The sequence below is a fragment of the Limnohabitans sp. YIMB22184 genome (assembly GCF_048020265.1).
In the GTDB taxonomy this organism is placed as follows: Bacteria; Pseudomonadota; Gammaproteobacteria; order Burkholderiales; family Burkholderiaceae_C; genus Limnohabitans_A.
Window position 1 is genome coordinate 781,432 of the sequence record NZ_CP171843.1, and the last position, 21,704, is coordinate 803,135.

A 21,704-nucleotide genomic window follows, 5' to 3' on the forward strand; every position below is an offset into this window, starting at 1 on the left:
CCTGCACGCTGACCACCGTTCAAAGCCTCGTTGACAATCAGCTTTTGGTTTGAACGGAGGCCTTGAGCCATGCATGCCCTGAAAAAAGTCATTCTCTTCACCGATACCGATGGCCGAGCCCGTTTTCGGGACGAAGCTGTGCCCCTGACCGAGGGCACACCGCAAAGTCGCTTATCGGCCCTGATGGCGGCCAGTGCCTGCCAGTTGCGTCAAAGCCCTGTGGGTTTTCGCAGCACTTTCCATTGCACGGGCAAGCCGCAGTGGTTGTTTGTGTTGGATGGGCAGATGGAGATTTGTTTGCAAGACGGCAGCTCGCGCACCTTTGGTCCAGGTGAGTTCTTTTACTCGGCTGACACCTTGCCCGAAGGGGCCACGTTTGACCCTGCCGTGCACGGTCACTGGAGCCGCCAGGTGGGTCCCGACCCCTTGGTGACGCTGTTTGTGCGCGACTGACGTTCACCCCTGAAGTGCACAACCGATTCGGGTAAAAAAAAGCCCGCTGTCAGCGGGCTCTGTTCATGAGGCAGGGCGCTGGTCAGCGACCGAAGCCGCGGCCACCGCCGCCGTTGCCACCGCGGTTGCCACCGCTGTAACCGCCACCACCCTGGCGGCGGCCGCCGCTGGCCAGGCTGTCGATGCTGGTGCGGGTCGGATCGGGCTGGCCACTGGTGCGCACGGGCTTGCGGTTGGGCAAGTCCAGGCGTGCAAACTGTGTGGTTTTCAGCGGGTCAATGTGGCGTGGCAGCTCGTCGCCATCGCCCCGGCGGCGGTCTTGACCACCCTGACCACCTTGTGCGCCACGCGCTGGGCCACGGCCTTCAGGACGCGGGCCACGTGGCGCGGGACGGCCTTGGCCATCACCACGGTTGTCAAAACGGGGATCGCCGCGTTGCTCTTGACCGCGACCACCGTCGCGTGCGCCTTCACGGCGGCCATCGCCTTGACCTTCAAATCGGGGTGCGCCTTGTGGGCCATTGCGGCGTGAGGGCGGTGGGCCGTTGCGGGATGGTCGCGGCTGACCTTGACCTTCGCCTCGGGCTTGACGGGGACCGCCTCCGCCACCACCGACCGCGACTTTGTTGTCGCGGATGCGTTGCATCATGTCCTGGCGCGCGGCCTTGGCCGCAGCGGCCATCACATCGCGGCTGGGCGGCTTGCCTGCACCGCCCCACAGGGTCTGGCGACCCATGGCGATGGGCTCGGCCACTTCGCCGGGCTCGGGGCCAAAGCCTTCGAGCATCTGGACCGGAATCTCCTGCTTGGTGAAGCGTTCGATGTCCATCATGAAGCCTTCTTCGTCCAGGCAGACCAGGCTCACGGCCTCGCCGCTGGCACCGGCGCGGCCCGTGCGGCCAATGCGGTGCACATAGTCTTCCGACACGTTAGGGATCTCGTAGTTCACCACGTGTGGCAAGTCTTCGATGTCGATGCCGCGCGCTGCAATGTCGGTGGCGACCAAGGCACGGATCTCGCCGCTCTTGAAGCCTGCCAAAGCTTGTGTGCGGGCGGTCTGGCTCTTGTTGCCGTGCAAAGCCATGGCTTTGACGCCATTTTTGGTCAAAAAGTCGGCCACATTGTTAGCGCCAAATTTGGTTCGGGTGAACACCAGCACCTGGCTCCAGTCGTGCTTCTGGATGATGTGCAGCAGCACGTCTTTTTTCTTGTTGCGGCCCACGGGGTGGATCACCTGCGTGATGCGCTGCACCGTGGTGTTGCTGGGCGTGACCTGGATGCTCTGCGGGTTCTTGAGCAGGTTGCCCGCCAACTCGCGGATCTCGTCGCTGAAGGTGGCCGAGAACAGCAGGCTTTGCTTTTCTTTGGGCACCAGGGCCAGCACTTTTTTCACGTCGTGGATGAAGCCCATGTCCAGCATGCGGTCGGCTTCGTCGAGCACTAGGATCTCGACAGTTGACAGGTCCAGGAAGCCCTGGCCCTGCAGGTCGAGCAAACGACCGGGAGTGGCCACCAGAATGTCCACGCCTTTTTTGATTTTGCTGATTTGCGGGTTCATGCCCACGCCGCCAAAGATCACGGTGGAGTCGAGCTTCAGGTATTTGCCGTAGTCGCGCACCGATTCTTCGACCTGGGCGGCCAGTTCGCGGGTGGGGGTGAGCACCAAAGCGCGGATGGCTTTGCCGCCAAAGCGGTTTTTGCCCGGCTCACTCAGGCTCAGCTTGTGCAGCATGGGCAAGGTGAATGCGGCGGTTTTGCCCGTGCCGGTTTGCGCACCCGCCAGCAAGTCTTGTCCGGCCAATACGGCGGGAATGGCCTGGGCCTGGATGGGCGTGGGGTTTTCGTAGCCGAGCTCGCGCACAGCTTGCATGATGGCCGGGGCCAGGTTCAATTCTTCAAAGTTCATTTTTTCAGAGCGCCATGTCCGGCGCAGGCATCGGCTCAATCAACTGCTGGTGGCAGTGTCCAGTGAGGGCCGATAAGTCTTAAGGTGGGCATGGAAACCGCAGGCGCTTGTTTTGAGCGTTGCCTGGGTCAGGCCCCAGCAGAAGTGCTGATGCTGGGGCAACTGGAGGCCTCAGCGAGGTGCATTGTCGCACAAAGCAAGAAACGCCAAGGGATGTCCCCCACAGGTCAGGGCATGGGTTCAAACCCCAATGCCATTTAAGGCATGGCAGACCTAGACTGGTCGGCACCCATCAATCTCTCACGCGCACAACCATGAAGCCTTTTTCTGACCGCCGTTCCTTTTTGCAAACTGCCGCTTTGGCCGCCACCGCCGTGGCCACCAGTGGCCCGCTGGTCAATGCCTGGGCGCAAACCAAGTGGCCTGCCAAACCCATTCGGATCATTGTGGCATTCCCGCCCGGCGGCCTGACCGATGCCTTGGCCCGCAGCTATGGCGACCATTTGGCCACCAAGTTGGGCGTGCCCGTGGTCATTGACAACAAACCGGGTGCGGGCGCCATCATTGGCATTGATGCAGCGGCCAAATCGCCTGCCGATGGCTACACCCTGGTCATGAGCACCTCGGGCACTTTTTGGCAAAACCGTATCCTTTATTCCAAGCTGCCCTACAACCTCGACAAAGACCTGACTCCGGTCACTGTGTTTCCTTCGGGGCCCTTGGTCGTGGGCATCAACGACAAAATCCCCGCCAACAACATGGCCGAATTTGTGGCCTGGGCTAAAAAGAACCCGGTGTCTATGGGCACTTATGCACCAGGTTCGTACCCGCACATGGTGGCCGATCAGACCAACCGCGTGCACGGTACCCAAATCCAGTCGGTGCATTACCGGGGTGAAGCGCCCATGTGGCTCGATGTGGCCTCGGGCCAATCGCAAATTGCCGTGGGCAGTTACCTGGCCTTCAATGCCGTGGCCAGCCGGGGCGTGCGCGCCATTGGCGTCACCGGTAGCTACCGCTCGCCCAAACTGCCCAACGTGCCCACCCTGATGGAACAAGGTGATACGGCCAAGCTGGTCACTTTGGAAGGCGGCTTGCCCCTGGTGGCCCCGACAGGCACGCCCGAAGCCGTGCTCAAACTCCTGGCCGATGAGGCCGTGGCCTGGTCCAACACCGACAAAGCGGCCAAGCTGCGCGACACCTTCGCGATCCCGAACAAACCCAAAAACCTCGCCGACACCCGCAAGGACTGGGAGGCCGAAGTGCCTGTGTGGATCAAGCTGGCGGTGGACTTGGGGATCAAGCTCGATTGAGCCGGCCTTGTTGGTTTGCCCTCTTTGGGAATGGGTCGTCAAGCGGCGTGGGCCGGCGTTGTCAGACGCGGTTTAATCTCGTGCTATGAACAAAACCGACCAGATGAGTTTTTTCGGCTTTGAGGCCGAAGTTGCCGAAAAAATTACCAAGGCTGCCAAGCCACAAAAGCCCGACACGACCCCGGCTCCTGTGGTGATGGTGCATGCCCCAGTGACCGTGGCCCAGCCACAAGCCCAGCCCGCACCACTCTTCGCGCCTCAGCCCACTGAGCACGAGGCCATGGCTCAGGCGCTGGCCCGGCACCCGGATTTTCGTGTGTTGCGACGTTTGCAGCCCGCAGCCGACTATGGCGGCCTGCACGGCCAGCCCACCCAGCGGGTGATCGTGCTCGACACCGAAACCACCGGGCTGGACAGCAAGAGCGAAAAAATCATCGAGCTTGCCATGTTGTCGGTGCTGGTGGACTGCGCGACCGGCTTGCCGGTGGGGCCGGTGACCCTTTACGAGTCGTTTGAAGATCCGGGCAAGCCGATCCCCCCTCAGATCACCGACATCACGGGCATCGACGACACCATGGTGCAGGGTCAGCGCATTGACGATGCGGCGGTGATGGCGTTGGTGCAACAGGCCGATTTGATCGTGGCGCACAACGCCGGATTTGACCGGCCGTTTGTCGAGGCGCGTTTTCCGGTGTTTGCTGGCAAGGCCTGGAATTGCTCCTTTCAGGGCATTGACTGGAAAAAAGAGGGCAGCGGTTCTGCCAAGCTGGAGTTTTTGGCGGCCGAGCGCGGCTGGTTTTACGACGCACACCGGGCGCAGGTCGATTGCCATGCCTTGTTGCAGGTCCTGGCGTCACCGTTGGCCGACGGCCAGACCGGGTTGGCGCGTCTGCTGGCCGGGGCAGGGCAGACCCGCTACAAGCTGCGCGCCATCGGTGCGCCGTTTGAGGCCAAGGACAAGCTCAAGTCACGCGGTTATCGCTGGGACGGTGATGGCCGGGTCTGGTGGTGCAGTTTGTCCTCGGATGCGCTGCTGGACGCCGAATGCAGCTGGTTGCGGACCGAGGTCTATGGTCAGCGCAGCGCCCGTGTGCAATTGGAGGCGCTGGACAGCCGGGTGCAGTTTTCAAGCCGGCCGGGCATCCTCTCGGACAGGGCGGTTTGAGCCGTTGACATCACAAGCTGGGATAATGTCGGGTTGCGCAGGCCGCACCCGCCCCCACATGTCGGGTTGAGGCTTTGAGCCGGCACCTTTGTGGCTGCCGGTTTCTGCCATTTTTTATTCAGGGTTACACATGGCTCAATACGTATTTTCGATGAACCGGGTTGGCAAGATCGTGCCGCCCAAACGTCAGATTCTCAAAGACATTTCCTTGTCCTTCTTCCCTGGCGCCAAGATCGGCGTGCTGGGCACCAACGGCTCGGGCAAGTCCACTTTGCTCAAGATCATGGCCGGTATCGACAAGGAGATCGAAGGCGAAGCCATCCCCATGTCGGGCCTGAAGATCGGGTATTTGCCGCAAGAGCCCCAGCTCGACCCCACTGAAACCGTGCGCCAATCGGTGGAAAACGGCATGGGTGAGATCAAGGCCGCGCAGGCCCGCCTCGAAGAGGTGTACGCCGCCTATGCCGAAGAAGATGCCGACTTCGACGCCTTGGCCGCCGAGCAGGCCAAGCTCGAAGCGATCATCGCTACCGCAGGTGACGCTTCTGACCACCAACTCGAAATCGCGGCCGATGCGCTGCGCCTGCCCCCATGGGACGCCGTGATCGGCAACCTGTCGGGCGGTGAAAAACGCCGCGTGGCCTTGTGCCGCCTGTTGTTGTCGCGCCCCGACATGCTGCTGCTCGACGAACCCACCAACCACTTGGACGCCGAATCGGTGGATTGGCTGGAGCAGTTCCTGCAGCGCTTTTCGGGCACCGTGGTGGCCATCACCCACGACCGCTACTTCCTGGACAACGCTGCCGAGTGGATTTTGGAACTCGACCGTGGCCACGGCATCCCTTACAAAGGCAACTACTCCACCTGGCTGGAACAAAAAGAAGCCCGTCTGGAGCAGGAACAGCGCACCGAAGACGCCCGCACCAAGGCCATGAAGAAAGAATTGGAGTGGGCTCGGGCCAACCCCAAGGGCCGTCAAGCCAAGAGCAAGGCCCGTTTGGCCCGCTTCGAAGAACTGAGCGACTACGAATACCAGCAGCGCAACGAAACCCAGGAAATCTTCATCCCTGTGGCCGAGCGTCTGGGCAATGAAGTGTTTGAGTTCAAGAACGTCAGCAAGTCTTTTGGCGATCGCATGCTGATCGACAACCTGAGCTTCAAGGTGCCAGCGGGCGCCATCGTCGGCATCATCGGCCCCAACGGCGCCGGTAAATCGACGCTGTTCAAGCTGATCTCGGGCCGCGAGCAGCCTGACAGCGGTGAAGTCACCATCGGTCAGACCGTGAAGATGGCCTTTGTGGACCAGAACCGCGATGACCTGGACAACAACAAAACCGTGTGGGAAGACGTCTCGGGCGGCCTGGACATCATCAACGTCGGCAAGTTCCAGATGGCCAGCCGCGCGTATTGCGGCCGCTTCAACTTCAACGGTGGCGACCAGCAAAAAAAGGTCGGTATGCTGTCGGGCGGTGAGCGCGGCCGTTTGCACCTGGCCAAGACCCTGATCGAAGGCGGCAACGTGCTGCTGCTGGACGAACCCTCGAACGATCTGGACGTGGAAACCCTGCGCGCTTTGGAAGACGCGCTGCTGGAATTCGCAGGCTCGGTCATGGTCATCAGCCACGACCGCTGGTTCCTGGACCGCATCGCCACCCACATCCTGGCCGCAGAAGGCGACAGCCAGTGGGTTTTCTTTGACGGCAACTACCAAGAGTACGAGGCCGACAAGAAAAAGCGCCTGGGCGAAGAAGGTGCCAAGCCCAAGCGCGTGCGCTTCAAGGCTTTGAAGTAATTCAGCGCTTCGCAAAAGACAACGGGTCCTTCGGGGCCCGTTGTCGTTGGGGGCTGCTGAAGGTGAGGATTCTTGGGGAGGCCGCCACCGCGGCCGAATGGCTGCCGACTGACCTAAGGTGTGGGCGGCAGCTGGGCGCGTGCCTTGTCCGCCCACAGTTGCAAACTCGCCATCAGGTCTTTTTGACTGAAAGAGCAGCTTTCCTCGCTGAACAAGGCGCTGGCCTCGATGCGGTCGAGCAGGTTGCCCAGCACTTCGCCAAATTTGCCCGGCAAGGGCAAGCTGGCTGCACTGCTGCGCCACAGGCGGATCATCTCGCTTTGTGCCAATTGGCCTTGGCCGCAGGCCGTGAGCGCCTGGGTCATGCGGTCGAGGGTGTCAAGGGCGGTGCTCATGGGCCATGTGTCTCCTGCCGGGTCCATTCCCCATGGGGTAGGGGCTTTTCGAGGTGACAATCATGCCCCATGAAAGCCAAACCTCTCAAACCCATGCGCCTGGAAGACATTTTGTTTTGCCAGGGCTTTGGCACCCGCCGCGTGTGCGCGGGTCTGGTCCAGCAGGGCCATGTGCAAGTCGAAGGTCAAACCGTGACCGATGCGGGCGAATTTTTTGATTTGGAGGGGCTGCATTTCACGGTGCAAGGCACCGACTGGCCGTTCAAGGACAAAGCCTATGTGCTGCTGAACAAGCCCACCGGCACCGAGTGTTCGCAAAAGCCCTCCACCTGGCCCAGCATCTACACCCTGCTGCCCGCGCCTTTGCGCCAACGCCCACAAAAAGCGGCGGTGCAGGGCGTGCAGGCGGTGGGCCGGCTCGACCAAGACACCACGGGCTTGCTGCTGCTCACCGACGACGGCCAGTTCATCCACAAGATGAGCTCTCCCAAGCACCATGTGCCCAAGGTGTACGAGGTGACGACCAAGCACCCGATCACACCGGAGATGGTGGACAAATTGCTCAGCGGCGTGGTGCTGGACGACGACCCCAAGCCGGTCAAGGCCGCCGCTTGTGAGGCGGTGAGCGAGCTGCACCTGAAGCTGACGCTCACAGAGGGCAAATACCACCAGGTCAAGCGCATGCTGGCGGCGGTGGGCAACCGGGTCGAGGGCCTGCACCGCTCGCAAATCGGTGGCCTGGTTCTGGGCGACTTGGCCCCCGGTCAGTGGCGTTGGTTGACCGACGAAGACCTGGCCCTGCTCAAGCCTTGAGCTTAAGCCTTAGGTCTGACAAAGCCTTGTAGCTTGGCGCTTGAGCTCCGACAAAGCATCCCAACGAGGCCTGTCGGGGCTCAAGCCACCGAGCTACAGATCGCGGATGAAGGTCTGTAGCGCCTGCATCACGGCCTCGGGCTGGTCGCGGTGTGGCGAGTGGCCGCAATCGGGCAGCTTGAGCAGTTGCGCCTGCGGCACGGCGCGGGCAATCTCGTCGATCTGGGCCATGGTGCCGTAGGGATCGTTTTCGCCCTGGATGGCCAGCAAGGGCGCGCGGATGCTGCCCAGTTCGGGGCGGATATCGAAACCGCGAAAGGCCTCGCTCAGCCAGACATCGTTCCACTGCCAAAACGCGCAGTCCACATCGGCGTGGTAGGGGGCCAGACGCTGGCGCAGGGGGCCGTGTTCGTAGGCTTGCCGAGCGGCCAGGATGGCCTGAATCGAGATGTCTTCGACCATCACATGCGGCGCCATGACCACACAAGCGGCCACCTCAAAACGGCTGGCGTGGATCAGGGCGATGGTGCCGCCGTCCGAATGGCCCACCAACACAGGCCGCTGGATGTTCAGTACCTCCAGCAAGGCGGGCAAAATTTCCAGGGCTTCGCGGTGCATGTAGTCGGACAGCAGGCGGCCGTGGCGCACGCCCGCCGCTTCGCCCGAAGGGCCGCGCACATTGGCCACCGGATCGGATTGGCCATAGCCCTGGCGCGAGTAAACCAGGCCCGCGCAACCCAGGCGTTGGCAAAGGCGTGCGGGCCAGTCCCGCCACATGGCGACGCTGCCCAGCCCTTCGTGCAGAAAAACCAGGGTGTGGGCGGGGCTGATGGTCTGGTTGGGCTGCCAGTGGGCCACCTCCAAGGTGAGGTTTTTCAGTGAGAGCTTCGTAGGGGGGGGCGTAGGCGTTGGTGCGGGCATCCGGGGTCCTGAATCGGCGTTTACACTTGGCTGTGATTTTGAAAGCGTTTTGTGATTGATTTGCGTTTGTTGTCTCGTTTTTTTGTGAGTGCGGTTTGGGTACTTCAGTGGGGCGTCACAGCCGCTCAGGCGCAGGCCCCGGTTTTTGTTCTCAATTCCCTGGATGGCAACGTCAGTGTGATCGATCCAGTCACCTGGAAAGAGACCCAGCGCATTCCCACGGGCAAAGAACCCCACCACCTGTACCTCACCCCCGATGAAAAGTCGGTCATCGTGGCCAACGCCATGGGCGACTCGCTGACCTTCATCGACCCTCGCACTGCTGAGGTCCAGCGCACCGTGACCGGCATTCTGGACCCGTACCACCTGCGGTTTTCACCCGACATGAAATGGCTGGTGATCGCCGCCAACCGGCTCGATCATGTGGACATTTACCGCTGGGACGGGCAAAACCCCACCTTGGCCAAGCGCATCTCGACCGGCAAAACCCCCAGCCACCTGTGGATCGACAGCCAGAGCAAGACCGCCTGGGTTTCGATGCAGGACAGCAACGAGATCGTGGCGATTGACCTGGGAAAGCAAACCCTCAAATCGCGCACAGCGGTTGGCCCCATGCCTGCAGACGTATTCGGCACGCCGGACGACAAATTCTTGCTGGTGGGCCTGACCGGGGGGGATGGTGTCGAGGTGTACGACATTGGTAGCAGCCAACCCAAACTGGTCAAGAAAATCCCCACGGGCAAGGGCGCGCACGCGTTCCGGGCACTGGGCGACAAACGCCATGTGATGGTCAGCAACCGCGTGACCAACACCATTAGCCAGATCGACTACACCCAGATGGCCGTGGTGGCGGATTTTCCCGGACCCTCCGGCCCGGACTGCATGGACATCACGGCCGACGGCAAATACATCCTGGTCGCTTCGCGCTGGGCCAGAAAACTGTCGGTGATCGACATCGCCACGCGCAAAGTGGTGCGGCAGGTTCGGGTCGGTAAATCGCCCCACGGGGTGTGGACACTGGACCATGCGCCACGCTATTGAGTGGCGCCGTGGGTTGCTCGTCGGCGCCTTCTGGGTGGGCAGCTTGTCCCCTGTCGCGGCCACATGCGAGAAGCCGGTTTATTTGACCTTCGACACAGGCCACATGGGCGTGGCCCCTTTGATCGCTGAAGTCTTGCAGCGACAGCAGGTGCCCGTCACTTTTTTTGCGGCGCATGAAAAAACCCGCGAGGGCGATGGCACTTTGGGCCAGCATTGGGCCCCTTGGTGGCGGGCGCGTGCCGCAGAAGGTCACGCTTTTGCTTCGCACACTTGGGACCACGCGTATTGGCGGGCCGACCTGCAAGAGGGCAACAGCTGGCAATTCCGAATCCGTCCGAGCGCGGGCGAGCGGGCAGGTCAAACCTTCACATGGACCGCTGCACAATATTGCGACAACTTGCGCCAAGCAGCGCAGCGTTTGCAGGCCTTGACCGGACAAGTGCCACTGCCCTTGTTCAGGGCGCCGGGCGGCAAAACCTCGCCCCGCTTGATCGAAGCGGCGCGGCAATGCGGCTTTGCCCATGTGGGCTGGTCCGATGCCGGCTTTTTGGGCGACGAGCTGTCCAGTGCCACCCACCCCAATGCCCAGTTGCTGCAAAAGGCGCTGAAAAACATCCGCGCTGGCGACATCCTGATGGCCCACCTGGGCATCTGGTCGCGGCAAGATCCGTGGGCCCCGGCCGTGCTGGAGCCGCTGATCGCGGGCCTGAAGGCCCGAGGGCTGTGTTTCGCCACTTTGCGTGAGCACCCGGCTTACCGGGACTGGGTGCGGCAGCGGCCCTTGGCGCTGCCGGTTTTGCCCGATTCGCGACAATGAAGCCATGGACTTTTTGATCGACCTGTTTGACCGTGGTCAGCAGATGCTTTTCGAGGCAATCGTGCAACCCCTTGCCTTTGCGGCGGGCCAAGGCCAGCTGCTGGAAAAAGCCTACGAAGGCACGGGCTGGGTGGTGGTCGGCCTGTTGCAGCTGCTGGTGATGTGGGTGGTGATCGGCCCCATGCAACGGCGCTGGCCTGCCGAGCCGCTGCGCGACCGACAAGCGGTGCGGGTCGACGTGATTTACACCCTGATCCACCGCCTGGGTCTGTTCAAGTTGGGCATGTTTTTCACACTCGACTACGCCTTCGAGCAAGGCCTGGGCGTGTTGCGGGCTTGGGGCATGCCCACGCTGCACCTGGATGGCCTGTGGCCCGGGGTGACCGATCTGGCCATGGTCAGTTTCGTGCTGTACCTGGTGGTCTTTGATTTTGTCCATTACTGGATTCACCGGGCGCAGCACCAGTCCAACGCCTGGTGGGCCTTGCATGCCTTGCACCATTCGCAGCGGCAGATGACCATGTGGAGCGACAACCGCAACCACTTGCTCGACGACATGCTCACCAGCCTGATGTTGTCGGCCGTGGCTGTGTTGATCGGCGTGGGACCAGGGCAGTTTGTGGCGCTGGTGGCGATTGGCCAGCTGAGCGAAAACTTCCAGCATGCCAACGTGCGCATCTGCTTTGGCCGCATGGGAGAACGACTGTGGGTCAGTCCGCGCTTTCACCGCAGGCACCACAGCATTGGCATTGGGCATGAATTTGACGTTCAAGGCCACAAAGTTCTGGGCGGCTGTAACTTCGGGGTGCTGCTGCCTTGGTGGGACATGCTGTTTGGCACAGCCGATTTTCAGCTGCGCTATGACCCCACAGGCGTGCGCGACCAGGTGGAGCAGGGCCGCGATTACGGCCAAGGCTTCTGGGCCCAGCAGCGACTGGGCCTGCTCAGGCTGCTGGGCCGAACCTGAGTTTGCACACCAGGCGGCCATGCGATCCGGCTACCTTCAACTGTTAAGCTTTCGACCATGAAACTCCTGATCGACTCCTTTTGGCGCGCGGCGATGTATTGCCTCTACCCCCGGGTGATCGGCTTGTCGTTTTTACCGCTTGTGCTGATCGTGGCTTTGTCCTGGTTGCTCGGCTACCTGTACTGGGACATTGCCGTCACCTGGGTGCGCGGCTGGCTGGACGCCTCCAGTTGGTTGACGGTCGTCTGGCGCTGGCTCGAAGGCATCGGTCTGCCTGACCTGAAGACGGTGGTGGCGCCTTTGCTCGTGATTTTCTCGGTCACTCCTTTGGTGGTGGTGGCGTCCTTGCTGGCAGTGTCTTTCCTGATGACGCCTGCACTGACCCGTCTGGTCGCCGACCGGCGTTTTGCGGGCCTGCAGCGCAGGTATGGTGGTAGCCTGGCGCTGAGCCTGTGGTGGACATTTTTATCCTTGCTGCTGGCGCTGGGCGCTTTGTTGTTGACCTTGCCCATGTGGTTGGTGCCGCCCTTGGCCATGGTGCTGCCCGCACTCATCTGGGGTTGGCTCACCTACCGCGTCATGGCTTTTGATGTGCTGGCCGAATTCGCCAGCGCCGACGAACGCTATACCCTGATGGCGCGTCACCGCATGAGTTTTTTGGGGATGGGCGTGGTGACCGGGCTCATGGGCGCTGCCCCCAGTTTGGTGTGGGCTTCTGGGGCCTTGTTTGCTGCAGCGTTTGTGATCCTGGTGCCTGTGGCCATCTGGATCTACACCTTGGTGTTTGCGTTTTCTTCGCTGTGGTTTGCCCACTTTGCGCTGGCGGCTTTGCAGGCACTGCGTGACGAACCGCATCGCGCGGCTGTCGATGACGTTTTACCCGCCGTGCCGGCTTCGCCCCATGCCGCTGCCCGGCTCGGCCCGGGCCCGGAAGACAAGGCCGACACCGTCACCGATGTCGAACCCCGCCCCAGCCTCTGAACCCATTTCCTTTTTCTTTCTCACCACCATGACCCCCACATTTGGCCTGATCATCATTGGCGACGAAATCATGTCCGGCAAGCGCCAGGACAAGCACATGCCCAAAGTCATCGAGTTGATGACCGCGCGCGGCCTGAGTCTGGGCTGGACCGAATACGTGGGCGACTCGCCCGAGCGCATCACCGCCACCCTGAAACGCGCATTCGCCTCGGCCGATGTGGTGTTCAGTTGCGGCGGTATCGGGGCCACGCCGGACGACCACACCCGCCAATGCGCGGCCAAAGCGCTGGGCGTGCCTTTGGCCTTGCACCCCGAAGCCAAGCGCTTGATTCAGGAGCGCATGCAGGACACCGCCAAGGAGCAGGGCGTGCCTTACGAGCCGGACCGCCCGGACAACGTCCACCGCCTGAACATGGGGGTGTTCCCTGAAGGGGCAGCCATCATCCGCAACCCCTACAACAAGATTCCCGGGTTCAGCTGTTCAGGCGCGGGCGGCGGCGCGGTGCATTTTGTGCCCGGCTTTCCGGTCATGGCCTGGCCGATGATCGAATCGGTGTTGGACAGCCAATACAGCGCCCATTTCCGGCGCAACGCGTACATCGAAAAGTCGGTGATCGTCCTCGGGGCGATGGAAGCCACCTTGACGCCCTTGATGGAGTCCATTGAGGCCGCGCACCCCGGCGTCAAGGTGTTCAGCCTGCCCAGCGTGGACCACCCGCAGTGGGGGCGCCACATCGAGCTGGGGGTCAAGGGCGAACCGGCCGATGCCGAGCGGGCTTATCTGGACCTGCGGCAAGGCCTGAAGGCTTTTCCTTTGGAATATGGCCCCGAATTGGTGCGTTGATCTAGGTATCACCAAAATGGTGCAAAATTGCACCATAAAAGTGCATTATCACGGAGCTGGACAAACCGTTGAGGTGTCCAGTGGCTTGAAAAAGTGAAAGCCTGGCGGCGGTGGCCATCGACCATGCCGAGAGGGCACGCTTTTTTATCCCCCGGAGATGCCCAACGGGTCGCCTGCAGGGCACAATCTCGGGTTGTTCGGCTGCGGTTTGGGCCTCAAGTTGGCACAGAAACTGCAAGACCCGTGAGCAAGCTTTTTAACCCCTTTCCATTCAGGAGATTTTGATGGCCAAGACCGTCGCAGACGTGATGAAGATGGTGAAAGAGAACGAAGTCAAGTTCGTTGACTTCCGTTTCACCGATACCCGTGGCAAATGGCAGCACATCACTGCGCCCGTGTCGCAGTTCGACGAAAGCAAGTTCGAAGAAGGTCAAGCGTTTGACGGTTCTTCTATCGCGGGCTGGAAAGGCATTGAAGCTTCGGACATGTTGTTGATCCCCGATCCCAACAGCGCCCTGATCGACCCCTTCTTCGAAGAAGTCACACTGGTCTTGATCTGCGACGTGATCGAGCCCACCGACGGCAAGGCCTACGAGCGTGACCCACGTTCGATTGCCAAGCGCGCCGAAACTTACCTCAAGCAATCGGGCCTGGGCGACACCGCCTTCTTTGGTCCTGAGCCAGAATTCTTCCTGTTCGACGACGTGCGCTGGAGCACCGAGCCGAACAACAGTTTCTACGCCATCGACGAAGCCGAAGCCCCCTGGAACACCGGCACCAAGATGGACAACGGCAACAGCGGTCACCGCAACCGCGTCAAGGGGGGCTACTTCCCCGTGCCACCCGTGGACAGCACACACGACATGCGCAGCGAAATGTCGCTGATCCTCGAATCCGTGGGCATCCCGGTCGAAGTGCACCACCACGAAGTGGCTGGCGCTGGCCAGTGCGAAATCGGCACCAAGTTCTCCACATTGGTCGAGCGCGCCGACTGGACCCTTTTGCAAAAGTACGTGATCCACAACGTGGCCAACGCCTACGGCAAAACCGCGACCTTCATGCCCAAGCCCTACGCTGGCGACAACGGCTCCGGCATGCACGTGCACCAGTCCATCTGGAAAGACGGCAAGAACCTGTTCGCAGGCAATGGCTACGCTGGCTTGTCTGAATTCGCCCTGTACTACATCGGCGGCATCATCAAGCACGCCCGCGCCCTGAACGCGATCACCAACCCCGGCACCAACAGCTACAAGCGCCTGGTCCCGCACTACGAAGCGCCTGTGAAGCTGGCTTACTCTGCCAAGAACCGCTCGGCTTCGATCCGCATCCCCAACGTCGCCAGCGACAAAGCCCGCCGTGTGGAAGCCCGTTTCCCCGATCCATTGATGAACCCCTACCTGGGCTTTGCCGCCCTGTTGATGGCGGGTCTGGACGGCATCGAAAACAAGATCCACCCCGGCGAAGCCGCGACCAAGGACCTGTACCACCTGCCGCCAGAAGAAGACAAGTTGGTGCCCACCGTCTGCCACAGCCTGGACCAGGCTCTGGAGGCCCTCGACGCCGACCGCGCCTTCCTGACCAAGGGCGGCGTGTTCACCGACTCGTGGATCGACGCTTACATCGAATTGAAGATGCAGGAAGTCAACCGCAGCCGCGTGGAAGTCTCGCCTGTCGAATACGACATGTACTACTCGCTGTAATTCACCATGCGGCACATTGCACCTGCCCGTGCAATACCCACCAAGGACGGCTTCGGCCGTCCTTTTTTTATGCACGCCCTGCGTCAGGGTCTGCTCGTGGTGTCGGCTGCCGCCGGGTGCCAGAGTGGACTGACTCAGGAGGCCATTTACCGCTGTGGCCAGGAATACACCAACGCCCCGCGCGACGTGTCCCGCTGTGAGCGGCTCGCTGAACAGGCCGTCACGGTCATCCCTGGGGTGCGCCCCCAAGCGGTGCCCGTCAAGACAAGCACCGAAGGCCAGGCACCGGACGAGTCGCGCAGCACCCAAGCCGAGCCCGCACGCGCCAGCACCACCCGGCAAACCGAGCGCGATGCGCAGGCGCGCACCATTTTGGTCCAGGAGCTGGAGCGGGTGCAAAAGCAGCACCAAACCTGGGTGCAAGCGTATAAGCAAGGGACCCCCATCCAGCTCTCGCCCGAACACGCGGCCCCCCTGCAAGACCATGAGCGTGTGGCAGCGCTCAAAGCCGCCATCGACCGCGCTGCGCGTGACATCGACAGCTTGCAACGTGAGCTGGCCCAGAGAACCGTGAAACCATGACCGTGCCCGTTGCCCGATTTCTGGCTTTTGACTTGTTGGCCACGCCTGTGGCGGTGTTGCAGGGCCAGGGCCGTGTGCGCTTTGTCAATGCAGCGCTCGAAGACGCCTTGGGCATGTCCCGACGCACGCTGTACGACACGCATCTGCCCGACTATTTTGTGGACCCACAGCCTCTGATTTCGGCTTTGTCCGGGGCCCAGTCCAACGAGTTTGCCGCGCTGCGCTACGAAGCCCAGTTGCGCCGACTGCACCACGAAGACCCGTTGCCTGTGCACGTGATCGTCGCCCCGTCGGACCAGCCCCATGAGGTGATCGTCGAGCTGCTGCCTGTGGAGCAGCAAACCCGCCAGGAGCGCGAAGACCGCCTGTCCGAGCAGGCCCAGGCCAACAAGGAGCTGATCCGCAACCTGGCGCACGAGATCAAGAACCCGCTGGGCGGCATCCGGGGTTCGGCCCAGCTGCTCGAGATGGAGCTGGACAACAAGGACTTGACCGAATACACGCAGGTCATCATCCACGAAGCCGACCGCCTGCAGACGCTGGTGGACCGCTTGCTGGCACCGCACCGCAGGCCCCATGTGGTGAGCGATGTGAACATCCACGAGGTGTGCGAGCGGGTGCGCGCCCTGATCCTGGCCGAGTTTCCCAAGGGCCTGAAGGTGGTGCGCGATTACGACATCTCGATCCCTGAGTTTCGGGGTGACCGCGAGCAACTCATTCAGGCGGTGCTCAACATCGCGCACAACGCGGCGCAGGCCCTGCAAGAGCGCATCGCACAGGGCGATGCACAGATCACGCTCAAGAGCCGAATCTTGCGCCAAGTCACGTTTGGCAAGCAGCGTTATCGCCTGGCATTGGAATTGCATGTGATGGACAACGGGCCTGGTGTTCCAGACTCGATCAAGGACCGCATTTTCTTCCCGTTGATTTCGGGGCGCGAAGGCGGCTCGGGCCTGGGGCTGACATTGGCGCAAACCTTTGTGCAACAGCACCACGGCATGATCGAATGTGACAGCGAGCCTGGTCGTACGGACTTCAAGATTTTGATTCCGTTGCCTTAATGCACACAAGAGTGACCACAGAAAGCGCCACGTTGATGAAGCCGATCTGGATCGTAGACGATGACCAATCCATCCGCTTTGTGCTTGAAAAAGCACTGCTGCGCGAGGGACTGCCCACCCGCAGCTTCACCAACCCACGGGAGGTGCTGAAGGCGCTGGAGGCCGAAGGCGAGAGCGACGGCCCGCAGGTGCTGGTCAGCGACATCCGCATGCCCGGCGGCTCGGGGCTGGATTTGCTCGCTGCCATCAAGCAGCGCATGCCCGGTTTGCCCGTCATCATCATGACGGCTTTTTCTGATCTGGACAGCGCGGTGTCGGCCTTCCAAAGCGGCGCGTTTGAGTACCTGCCCAAGCCCTTTGACTTGCCCAAGGCGGTGGAGCTGATCCGCCGCGCCGTGGGCGAGAGCCAGCGCGAAGACGTGGCCGAAGAAAAAATGGACGATGCCCCCGAGATGCTCGGCCAGGCCCCGGCCATGCAGGACGTGTTCCGCGGCATCGGCCGTCTGGCGCAAAGCCATGTCACGGTGCTCATCACGGGCGAGTCGGGCTCGGGCAAAGAGCTGGTGGCGCACGCACTGCACAAACACTCTCCCCGCGCCAACCAGCCCTTTGTGGCCATCAACACCGCCGCCATCCCGAAGGATCTGCTCGAGAGCGAACTGTTTGGCCACGAGCGCGGTGCGTTCACGGGCGCGCAGGCCTCCCGCCGGGGCCGCTTTGAGCAGGCCGATGGCGGCACGCTGTTTCTGGACGAGATCGGCGACATGCCCTTTGATTTGCAAACGCGTTTGCTGCGCGTGCTGTCAGACGGCAACTTCTACCGCGTGGGCGGCCACAGCGCCGTCAAGGCCAATGTGCGCGTGATCGCCGCCACCCACCAGGACCTCGAGCAGCGCGTCAAGGAAGGCGTGTTCCGCGAAGACCTGTACCACCGCCTGAATGTGATTCGCCTGCGCCTGCCCGCACTGCGCGAGCGGCGCGAAGACGTGCCCGCCTTGGCCCGCTACTTTTTGCAGCGCAGCGCCCAGCAACTGGGCGTGGAGCCCAAGCGCATTTCAGATGCGGCGCTAGAGCGCCTGGTCCAGTTCCAGTTCCCGGGCAATGTGCGCCAGCTCGAAAACATTTGCCATTGGCTGACCGTGATGGCCCCAGCGCAGGTGATTGAAGTCAAGGACTTGCCGCCCGAAGTGCAGCAAAGCCCCGGCGCAGCCGCTGAGCCAGCTGCTTTGCCCTCAGGCATGGCCACGCCCCACGCCAGTTTTTCAGCGTCGGATGCCGCTCAGCACGCCAGCGACCAGGTTGGGGCTGCATCGCCGTCAACAGTGGGTTCGGTCGAAGCGGGGTCTGTCACCGCCGCCAGCACTGCCGCCAGCACTGCCGCAATGGGCTGGGAGCTTGGCTTGGAACAGGAGGCGCTGGCCTTGCTCAACGCAGGCCGCACCGATGTGTGGGACGCGCTGACCCGCCGCTTTGAGCGCCAACTGATCGAGGCCGCCCTCACCACCACGCGAGGCCGCCGCATCGAGGCCGCGCAAAAACTGGGCATCGGCCGCAACACCATCACCCGAAAAATCCAGGAGTTGGGCCTGGACGACGCTTGAACTATTTCCCCGTCTGTCATCCCGGACTTGATCCGGGATCCATGCCTTCGACGGCGATGGATACCCGCCTTCGCGGGTATGACGATCAGTGAGGGGCACTCCCTCTGTCTGTCATCGCGGACCCCCTGTTTGCCATCGCGGACCCCCTGTTTGTCATCCCGGACTTGATCCGGGATCCATGCCTTCGACGGTGATGGATACCCGCCTTCGCGGGTATGACGATCAGTGAGGGGCACTCCCTCTGTCTGTCATCGCGGACCCCCTGTCTGTCATCCCGGACTTGATCCGGGATCCATGTTGGCCTGGGCGAATGCCTCGGCACTGGCTCGGCGGTCAGGCAAATGGGTCTTGCAGCACCACGTCGCTCAGGGGTCTGGCCACGCAAGGGAGCACGCAGCCCTCGGCTTTTTCTTCGGCGGTCAGGCCGGGCCATTCCATCTCGTAGTGCACCTGGCCCGAGACCAGTTGCCCGATGCAGGTGCGGCACGTGCCCGATCGGCAGGAGCTGGGCCACTGCAAGCCGCCTTGCTCCATCGAGTCGAGCAGGCTTTGTGTTTTCCAGGCGTCAAAGCTGCCGCCGTCGGGCGCGATGCGGCCATTGAAAAAAGGGATTTCTTGGGACATGGAGGGCGAGTGTAGTGGCTTTGCTCCATGGAGTGAGGCGCTTGCACAGGTTTGCCTTGCGCGACAGCCCCGGGCGGCGAGGTGTGCCAAGATGGCCGCTCACAGAACATTTCGCTGCCCGTGAATCACCCACTGCATCAGCCTCGAACATCTGCCCCAACCCGCTGGCTGGGCCCCGGCATTGTCTTCGCCGTGCTGGCCATGGCCAGCCTGAGCTTCAGCGACGCCACCAGCAAATGGGTCATGCTCAGCGTTACGCCTTTGATGGTGCTGTGGTTTCGTTACGCGGTGCAGGCTTTGGGCACCACGGTGGTGCTGGCCCCCGTGCGGGGGCGTGCCATGTGGCGCACCGACAAGCTGCGCTGGCAGTTGCTGCGCGGCTTGCTCATGGTGTCGTGTAGCTTGTTGGCTTTTTATTGCCTGCAGCGCATGCCTGTGGCCGAGTTCACCGCCACCGTCATGCTCACACCCTTGGTGCTCACGGCCCTGGCCCGCTTTGTCATGAAAGAGCAGGTTTCGTTGCTGCGCTGGCTCATGGTGGTGGGCGGCTTGATCGGGGCCATGCTGGTCATCCGCCCGGGTGGGCAGGTCGACAGCTCGGTCGGCTGGATGGCGCTCACGGTGGTGCTGACTTATGCCGTGTTCCAGGCCGTGACCAGCCACATGACGCGCACCGAAGACCCGGCCGTGATGCAGCTCTACACAGGCTGGGTGGGCTGGGCGGTGAGCACGGTGCTGGTGTTCAACGCCTGGGTCACGCCGCAAAGCCTGAACGAGTGGGCGCTGCTGCTTTTGGTGGGCCTGGCCGCCACGCTGGGCCAATACCTGCTGATCGTGGCTTTTTCCAAAGCCCCGGCCTCGGTCGTTTCGCCTTTTCTCTACACCGGGGTGGGCTTTTCCACGCTCATGGGGTGGTGGCTGTTTGACCACATCCCCGATGCCTTGGCCTTCACGGGCATGGGCCTGGTGGTGTTGTGCGGTGTGGTGTCGGGCCGCATCCAGGGCTCGGGCAAAACCTGAACGCTCAGGGCTGGGGCTGATGAACGGTGATGTAAGGCGATAGGGCCGACCATTCGACCGGGGCCTTGAACGCCAAAGCTTGATCGGTGAAAGGGTGCACAAAGGCCAGCTCTTGCGCGTGCAGCAACAAGCGCGGGCTCAGTGCCTTGATGTCCGAAGGGGCGTACAGCGAGTCGCCCAACATGGGGTGGCCAATGCTTTGCAGGTGCACGCGCAGCTGGTGGGTGCGGCCTGTCACGGGTTCGAGCTCGATCAGGCTGGCGCTGAAACTGTCACTGTGGCTGCTTTGCAGGGCACGCCAGCGGCTGCGGCTGGCTTTGCCGTCGGGGTGAATGATGTGCAGCGGGCGGCGCTCCCAGTCGAGCAGGATCGGGCCGTCTATGGTGCGCCAGCCGTCTTCGTCGGGCACCACGGCCGCTTGGGTTTGTTCTGGCTGCCCAGCGACCACCGCCACGTAGCGTTTTTTGACCTGCCGGGTTTCAAACAGCTTGCTGAGGCGGCGCTGGGCTTCAATGCCCCGCGCCATCAGCAGCAGGCCTGAGGTGTCCTGGTCCAGGCGGTGGACGATCAGGGCTTCGGGGTAGCGGTCTTGCACCCGTTTGGACAAGCAGTCTTGCTTGTCCGGGCCGCGACCGGGCACCGACAACAAGCCGCTGGGTTTTTCCAGCACCAGCAGGTGCTCGTCTTCGTGGATCGGGGTCATGCAGAGCGGGCCGGGCGTGCAGAGCGCTCGGCGGGAAAAATCACTTGTCCTTGACTTTGCCTCGCGGCGCCACAAAGGTGGACGGGGCCATGGGGCGGTCTGACGTGAACGTCTTGGGGGGCGAGGTGTCTTTCTTTGGCTTCTTGGCCATTTTGTTGCTGCGTTGTTCGCCTTTGGCCATGTTGTTTCCTTGGATAGACATCCCGGTTTGGGAAGCCCTTGATGTTAAAGCACAAAGCCGCAGGATCTGCGGCTTTGTGGGGGGGGCGGCACCTGACGCTCCAAGAGCGGCAGGTGCGCTGCGACCTTATTTGACTTCGGTCACGAACTGCGCAGTGGGGCGGCGCACTTTTTTCAGGTTGGCCAGCCAGTCGCCTTCGGCGGCGCGGTAACCCAGGGGCACGATCACCACGCTGCGCAGACCGCGGGCGCTCAGGCCCAAGATCTCGTCCACCGCTTTAGGGTCAAAGCCTTCCATGGGCGTGGCGTCCACTTCTTCGAAAGCGGCGGCGATCAAGGCTGCGCCCAAGCCGATGTAGGCCTGACGCGCGGCGTGCTCGTAGTTCACCTCGGGCGTGCGTGCGGGGTAGTTCTTGAGCAACATCTGGCGGTAGTTTTCCCAGCCTTCGTTGGTGCCGCCGCGTTGTGCGTTGGTCAGGTCAAACATCATGTTGATGCGCTCGGCCGTGTAGTTGTCCCAAGCAGCAAACACCAACAGGTGCGAGCCGTCGGTGATCTGGGCCTGGCCCCAGGCCTTGGGCTTGATCTGCTCGCGCACGGCGGGGTTGGTCACCACGATGATTTCAAACGGCTGCAGACCGCTGGAGGTCGGGGCCAAGCGGGCGGCTTCGACGATGCGGTCCACTTTGTCTTGGGGCACCACCTTGGTCGGGTCCATTTTTTTGCAGGCGTAGCGCCATTCGAGTTTGTTCAGCAAGTCAGACATGGGGATTCCGTTGGATTGAAAGATGCGCGATTGTGCAGGAAGACGCGTTGCATTGGCGT

At 62.1% G+C, this 21,704-nt stretch carries 22 protein-coding genes; 15 read left to right on the top strand and 7 right to left on the bottom strand.

Going from position 1 to position 21,704, the window contains the following annotated elements; all coding sequences use genetic code 11:
- Positions 1 to 69: 69 nt before the first annotated feature.
- The gene (locus tag ACHEXL_RS03690) at positions 70 to 453 is read left to right on the top strand and encodes a hypothetical protein (protein WP_416560688.1); all 384 of its coding nucleotides are present in this window, start codon (positions 70 to 72) and stop codon (positions 451 to 453) included.
- 82 nt (positions 454 to 535) lie between these two features.
- On the opposite strand, the gene ACHEXL_RS03695 is transcribed toward ACHEXL_RS03690, so the two are convergent.
- Complete coding sequence (locus ACHEXL_RS03695; RefSeq protein WP_416560689.1) at positions 536 to 2,359, bottom strand: DEAD/DEAH box helicase; 1,824 nt, start codon at positions 2,357 to 2,359, stop codon at positions 536 to 538.
- Positions 2,360 to 2,673: 314 nt separating this feature from the next.
- Here ACHEXL_RS03695 and ACHEXL_RS03700 point away from each other — a divergent pair, with 314 nt between their 5' ends.
- The 3 genes from ACHEXL_RS03700 (at position 2,674) to ettA (ending at position 6,629) form a co-directional block, all read left to right on the top strand.
- Positions 2,674 to 3,672 carry a Bug family tripartite tricarboxylate transporter substrate binding protein gene (locus ACHEXL_RS03700; protein WP_416560690.1) on the top strand — a complete coding sequence of 333 codons (999 nt, stop codon included), beginning with the start codon at positions 2,674 to 2,676 and terminating at the stop codon, positions 3,670 to 3,672.
- An 85-nt stretch (positions 3,673 to 3,757) separates the two neighbouring features.
- Positions 3,758 to 4,837 (top strand): 3'-5' exonuclease, encoded by a 1,080-nt coding sequence (locus tag ACHEXL_RS03705; protein WP_416560691.1) that lies wholly within the window; start codon positions 3,758 to 3,760, stop codon positions 4,835 to 4,837.
- Positions 4,838 to 4,967: 130 nt separating this feature from the next.
- Entirely contained in the window at positions 4,968 to 6,629 is a 1,662-nt protein-coding gene (gene ettA, locus ACHEXL_RS03710) for an energy-dependent translational throttle protein EttA (protein WP_416560692.1), read from the top strand.
- A 113-nt stretch (positions 6,630 to 6,742) separates the two neighbouring features.
- Here the strand turns inward: ettA and ACHEXL_RS03715 are convergent, their stop codons facing one another.
- On the bottom strand, positions 6,743 to 7,024 hold the full coding sequence (locus ACHEXL_RS03715) for a hypothetical protein (protein WP_416560693.1): 282 nt from the start codon (positions 7,022 to 7,024) through the stop codon (positions 6,743 to 6,745).
- Positions 7,025 to 7,117: 93 nt separating this feature from the next.
- On the opposite strand from ACHEXL_RS03715, the gene ACHEXL_RS03720 reads away from it, so the two are divergent.
- Positions 7,118 to 7,837 carry a pseudouridine synthase gene (locus ACHEXL_RS03720; RefSeq protein ID WP_416561302.1) on the top strand — a complete coding sequence of 240 codons (720 nt, stop codon included), beginning with the start codon at positions 7,118 to 7,120 and terminating at the stop codon, positions 7,835 to 7,837.
- A gap of 93 nt (positions 7,838 to 7,930) precedes the next feature.
- Here ACHEXL_RS03720 and ACHEXL_RS03725 read toward each other — a convergent pair whose 3' ends face one another.
- Positions 7,931 to 8,758 carry an alpha/beta fold hydrolase gene (locus ACHEXL_RS03725; RefSeq protein ID WP_416560694.1) on the bottom strand — a complete coding sequence of 276 codons (828 nt, stop codon included), beginning with the start codon at positions 8,756 to 8,758 and terminating at the stop codon, positions 7,931 to 7,933.
- A 60-nt stretch (positions 8,759 to 8,818) separates the two neighbouring features.
- Here ACHEXL_RS03725 and ACHEXL_RS03730 point away from each other — a divergent pair, with 60 nt between their 5' ends.
- From ACHEXL_RS03730 to ntrC, 9 genes are all read left to right on the top strand, one after another.
- Positions 8,819 to 9,799, top strand: a complete 981-nt coding sequence (locus ACHEXL_RS03730; protein ID WP_416561303.1) for a YncE family protein — start codon at positions 8,819 to 8,821, stop codon at positions 9,797 to 9,799.
- Positions 9,783 to 10,616 carry a polysaccharide deacetylase family protein gene (locus ACHEXL_RS03735; protein ID WP_416560695.1) on the top strand — a complete coding sequence of 278 codons (834 nt, stop codon included), beginning with the start codon at positions 9,783 to 9,785 and terminating at the stop codon, positions 10,614 to 10,616. Before ACHEXL_RS03730 ends, ACHEXL_RS03735 begins: the two co-directional genes overlap by 17 nt.
- Positions 10,617 to 10,620: 4 nt before the next feature.
- The gene (locus tag ACHEXL_RS03740; RefSeq protein ID WP_416560696.1) at positions 10,621 to 11,583 is read left to right on the top strand and encodes a sterol desaturase family protein; all 963 of its coding nucleotides are present in this window, start codon (positions 10,621 to 10,623) and stop codon (positions 11,581 to 11,583) included.
- A gap of 57 nt (positions 11,584 to 11,640) precedes the next feature.
- The gene (locus ACHEXL_RS03745; RefSeq protein ID WP_416560697.1) at positions 11,641 to 12,564 is read left to right on the top strand and encodes an EI24 domain-containing protein; all 924 of its coding nucleotides are present in this window, start codon (positions 11,641 to 11,643) and stop codon (positions 12,562 to 12,564) included.
- A gap of 28 nt (positions 12,565 to 12,592) precedes the next feature.
- Positions 12,593 to 13,408 (top strand): competence/damage-inducible protein A, encoded by an 816-nt coding sequence (locus ACHEXL_RS03750; RefSeq protein ID WP_416560698.1) that lies wholly within the window; start codon positions 12,593 to 12,595, stop codon positions 13,406 to 13,408.
- Between the two features lie 284 nt (positions 13,409 to 13,692).
- The gene (gene glnA / locus ACHEXL_RS03755) at positions 13,693 to 15,108 is read left to right on the top strand and encodes a type I glutamate--ammonia ligase (RefSeq protein WP_291923972.1); all 1,416 of its coding nucleotides are present in this window, start codon (positions 13,693 to 13,695) and stop codon (positions 15,106 to 15,108) included.
- A gap of 69 nt (positions 15,109 to 15,177) precedes the next feature.
- Complete coding sequence (locus tag ACHEXL_RS03760; protein WP_416560699.1) at positions 15,178 to 15,690, top strand: hypothetical protein; 513 nt, start codon at positions 15,178 to 15,180, stop codon at positions 15,688 to 15,690.
- Positions 15,687 to 16,751, top strand: coding sequence for a nitrogen regulation protein NR(II) (gene glnL, locus ACHEXL_RS03765; protein ID WP_416560700.1), 1,065 nt, complete (start codon positions 15,687 to 15,689; stop codon positions 16,749 to 16,751). The genes ACHEXL_RS03760 and glnL overlap by 4 nt, the downstream gene beginning before the upstream one ends.
- Before the next feature lie 35 nt (positions 16,752 to 16,786).
- Entirely contained in the window at positions 16,787 to 18,352 is a 1,566-nt protein-coding gene (ntrC, locus tag ACHEXL_RS03770) for a nitrogen regulation protein NR(I) (protein ID WP_416560701.1), read from the top strand.
- A gap of 333 nt (positions 18,353 to 18,685) precedes the next feature.
- Here ntrC and ACHEXL_RS03775 read toward each other — a convergent pair whose 3' ends face one another.
- Positions 18,686 to 18,976, bottom strand: coding sequence for a 2Fe-2S iron-sulfur cluster-binding protein (locus ACHEXL_RS03775; protein ID WP_291930087.1), 291 nt, complete (start codon positions 18,974 to 18,976; stop codon positions 18,686 to 18,688).
- A gap of 120 nt (positions 18,977 to 19,096) precedes the next feature.
- Between ACHEXL_RS03775 and ACHEXL_RS03780 the strand changes: the two genes are divergently transcribed.
- Positions 19,097 to 19,996 (top strand): DMT family transporter, encoded by a 900-nt coding sequence (locus tag ACHEXL_RS03780; RefSeq protein WP_416560702.1) that lies wholly within the window; start codon positions 19,097 to 19,099, stop codon positions 19,994 to 19,996.
- A 4-nt stretch (positions 19,997 to 20,000) separates the two neighbouring features.
- On the opposite strand, the gene ACHEXL_RS03785 is transcribed toward ACHEXL_RS03780, so the two are convergent.
- From ACHEXL_RS03785 to ACHEXL_RS03795, 3 genes are all read right to left on the bottom strand, one after another.
- Positions 20,001 to 20,699: an RluA family pseudouridine synthase gene (locus tag ACHEXL_RS03785; RefSeq protein WP_416560703.1), complete on the bottom strand. Its 699-nt coding sequence runs from the start codon at positions 20,697 to 20,699 to the stop codon at positions 20,001 to 20,003.
- Positions 20,700 to 20,739: 40 nt separating this feature from the next.
- Positions 20,740 to 20,880, bottom strand: coding sequence for a hypothetical protein (locus ACHEXL_RS03790; RefSeq protein WP_019427071.1), 141 nt, complete (start codon positions 20,878 to 20,880; stop codon positions 20,740 to 20,742).
- A gap of 126 nt (positions 20,881 to 21,006) precedes the next feature.
- On the bottom strand, positions 21,007 to 21,645 hold the full coding sequence (locus tag ACHEXL_RS03795; protein WP_108427772.1) for an NAD(P)H-dependent oxidoreductase: 639 nt from the start codon (positions 21,643 to 21,645) through the stop codon (positions 21,007 to 21,009).
- Positions 21,646 to 21,704: the final 59 nt, after the last annotated feature.

What these genes read in the sequence shown, in the direction of transcription:
- ACHEXL_RS03690 (WP_416560688.1), top strand. Translation starts at nt 70, where the DNA reads ATGCATGCCCTGAAAAAAGTCATTCTCTTCACCGATACCGATGGCCGA.
- ACHEXL_RS03695 (WP_416560689.1), bottom strand. Translation starts at nt 2,359, where the DNA reads ATGAACTTTGAAGAATTGAACCTGGCCCCGGCCATCATGCAAGCTGTG.
- ACHEXL_RS03700 (WP_416560690.1), top strand. Translation starts at nt 2,674, where the DNA reads ATGAAGCCTTTTTCTGACCGCCGTTCCTTTTTGCAAACTGCCGCTTTG.
- ACHEXL_RS03705 (WP_416560691.1), top strand. Translation starts at nt 3,758, where the DNA reads ATGAACAAAACCGACCAGATGAGTTTTTTCGGCTTTGAGGCCGAAGTT.
- ettA (WP_416560692.1), top strand. Translation starts at nt 4,968, where the DNA reads ATGGCTCAATACGTATTTTCGATGAACCGGGTTGGCAAGATCGTGCCG.
- ACHEXL_RS03715 (WP_416560693.1), bottom strand. Translation starts at nt 7,024, where the DNA reads ATGAGCACCGCCCTTGACACCCTCGACCGCATGACCCAGGCGCTCACG.
- ACHEXL_RS03720 (WP_416561302.1), top strand. Translation starts at nt 7,118, where the DNA reads ATGCGCCTGGAAGACATTTTGTTTTGCCAGGGCTTTGGCACCCGCCGC.
- ACHEXL_RS03725 (WP_416560694.1), bottom strand. Translation starts at nt 8,758, where the DNA reads ATGCCCGCACCAACGCCTACGCCCCCCCCTACGAAGCTCTCACTGAAA.
- ACHEXL_RS03735 (WP_416560695.1), top strand. Translation starts at nt 9,783, where the DNA reads ATGCGCCACGCTATTGAGTGGCGCCGTGGGTTGCTCGTCGGCGCCTTC.
- ACHEXL_RS03740 (WP_416560696.1), top strand. Translation starts at nt 10,621, where the DNA reads ATGGACTTTTTGATCGACCTGTTTGACCGTGGTCAGCAGATGCTTTTC.
- ACHEXL_RS03745 (WP_416560697.1), top strand. Translation starts at nt 11,641, where the DNA reads ATGAAACTCCTGATCGACTCCTTTTGGCGCGCGGCGATGTATTGCCTC.
- ACHEXL_RS03750 (WP_416560698.1), top strand. Translation starts at nt 12,593, where the DNA reads ATGACCCCCACATTTGGCCTGATCATCATTGGCGACGAAATCATGTCC.
- glnA (WP_291923972.1), top strand. Translation starts at nt 13,693, where the DNA reads ATGGCCAAGACCGTCGCAGACGTGATGAAGATGGTGAAAGAGAACGAA.
- ACHEXL_RS03760 (WP_416560699.1), top strand. Translation starts at nt 15,178, where the DNA reads ATGCACGCCCTGCGTCAGGGTCTGCTCGTGGTGTCGGCTGCCGCCGGG.
- glnL (WP_416560700.1), top strand. Translation starts at nt 15,687, where the DNA reads ATGACCGTGCCCGTTGCCCGATTTCTGGCTTTTGACTTGTTGGCCACG.
- ntrC (WP_416560701.1), top strand. Translation starts at nt 16,787, where the DNA reads ATGAAGCCGATCTGGATCGTAGACGATGACCAATCCATCCGCTTTGTG.
- ACHEXL_RS03775 (WP_291930087.1), bottom strand. Translation starts at nt 18,976, where the DNA reads ATGTCCCAAGAAATCCCTTTTTTCAATGGCCGCATCGCGCCCGACGGC.
- ACHEXL_RS03785 (WP_416560703.1), bottom strand. Translation starts at nt 20,699, where the DNA reads ATGACCCCGATCCACGAAGACGAGCACCTGCTGGTGCTGGAAAAACCC.
- ACHEXL_RS03790 (WP_019427071.1), bottom strand. Translation starts at nt 20,880, where the DNA reads ATGGCCAAAGGCGAACAACGCAGCAACAAAATGGCCAAGAAGCCAAAG.
- ACHEXL_RS03795 (WP_108427772.1), bottom strand. Translation starts at nt 21,645, where the DNA reads ATGTCTGACTTGCTGAACAAACTCGAATGGCGCTACGCCTGCAAAAAA.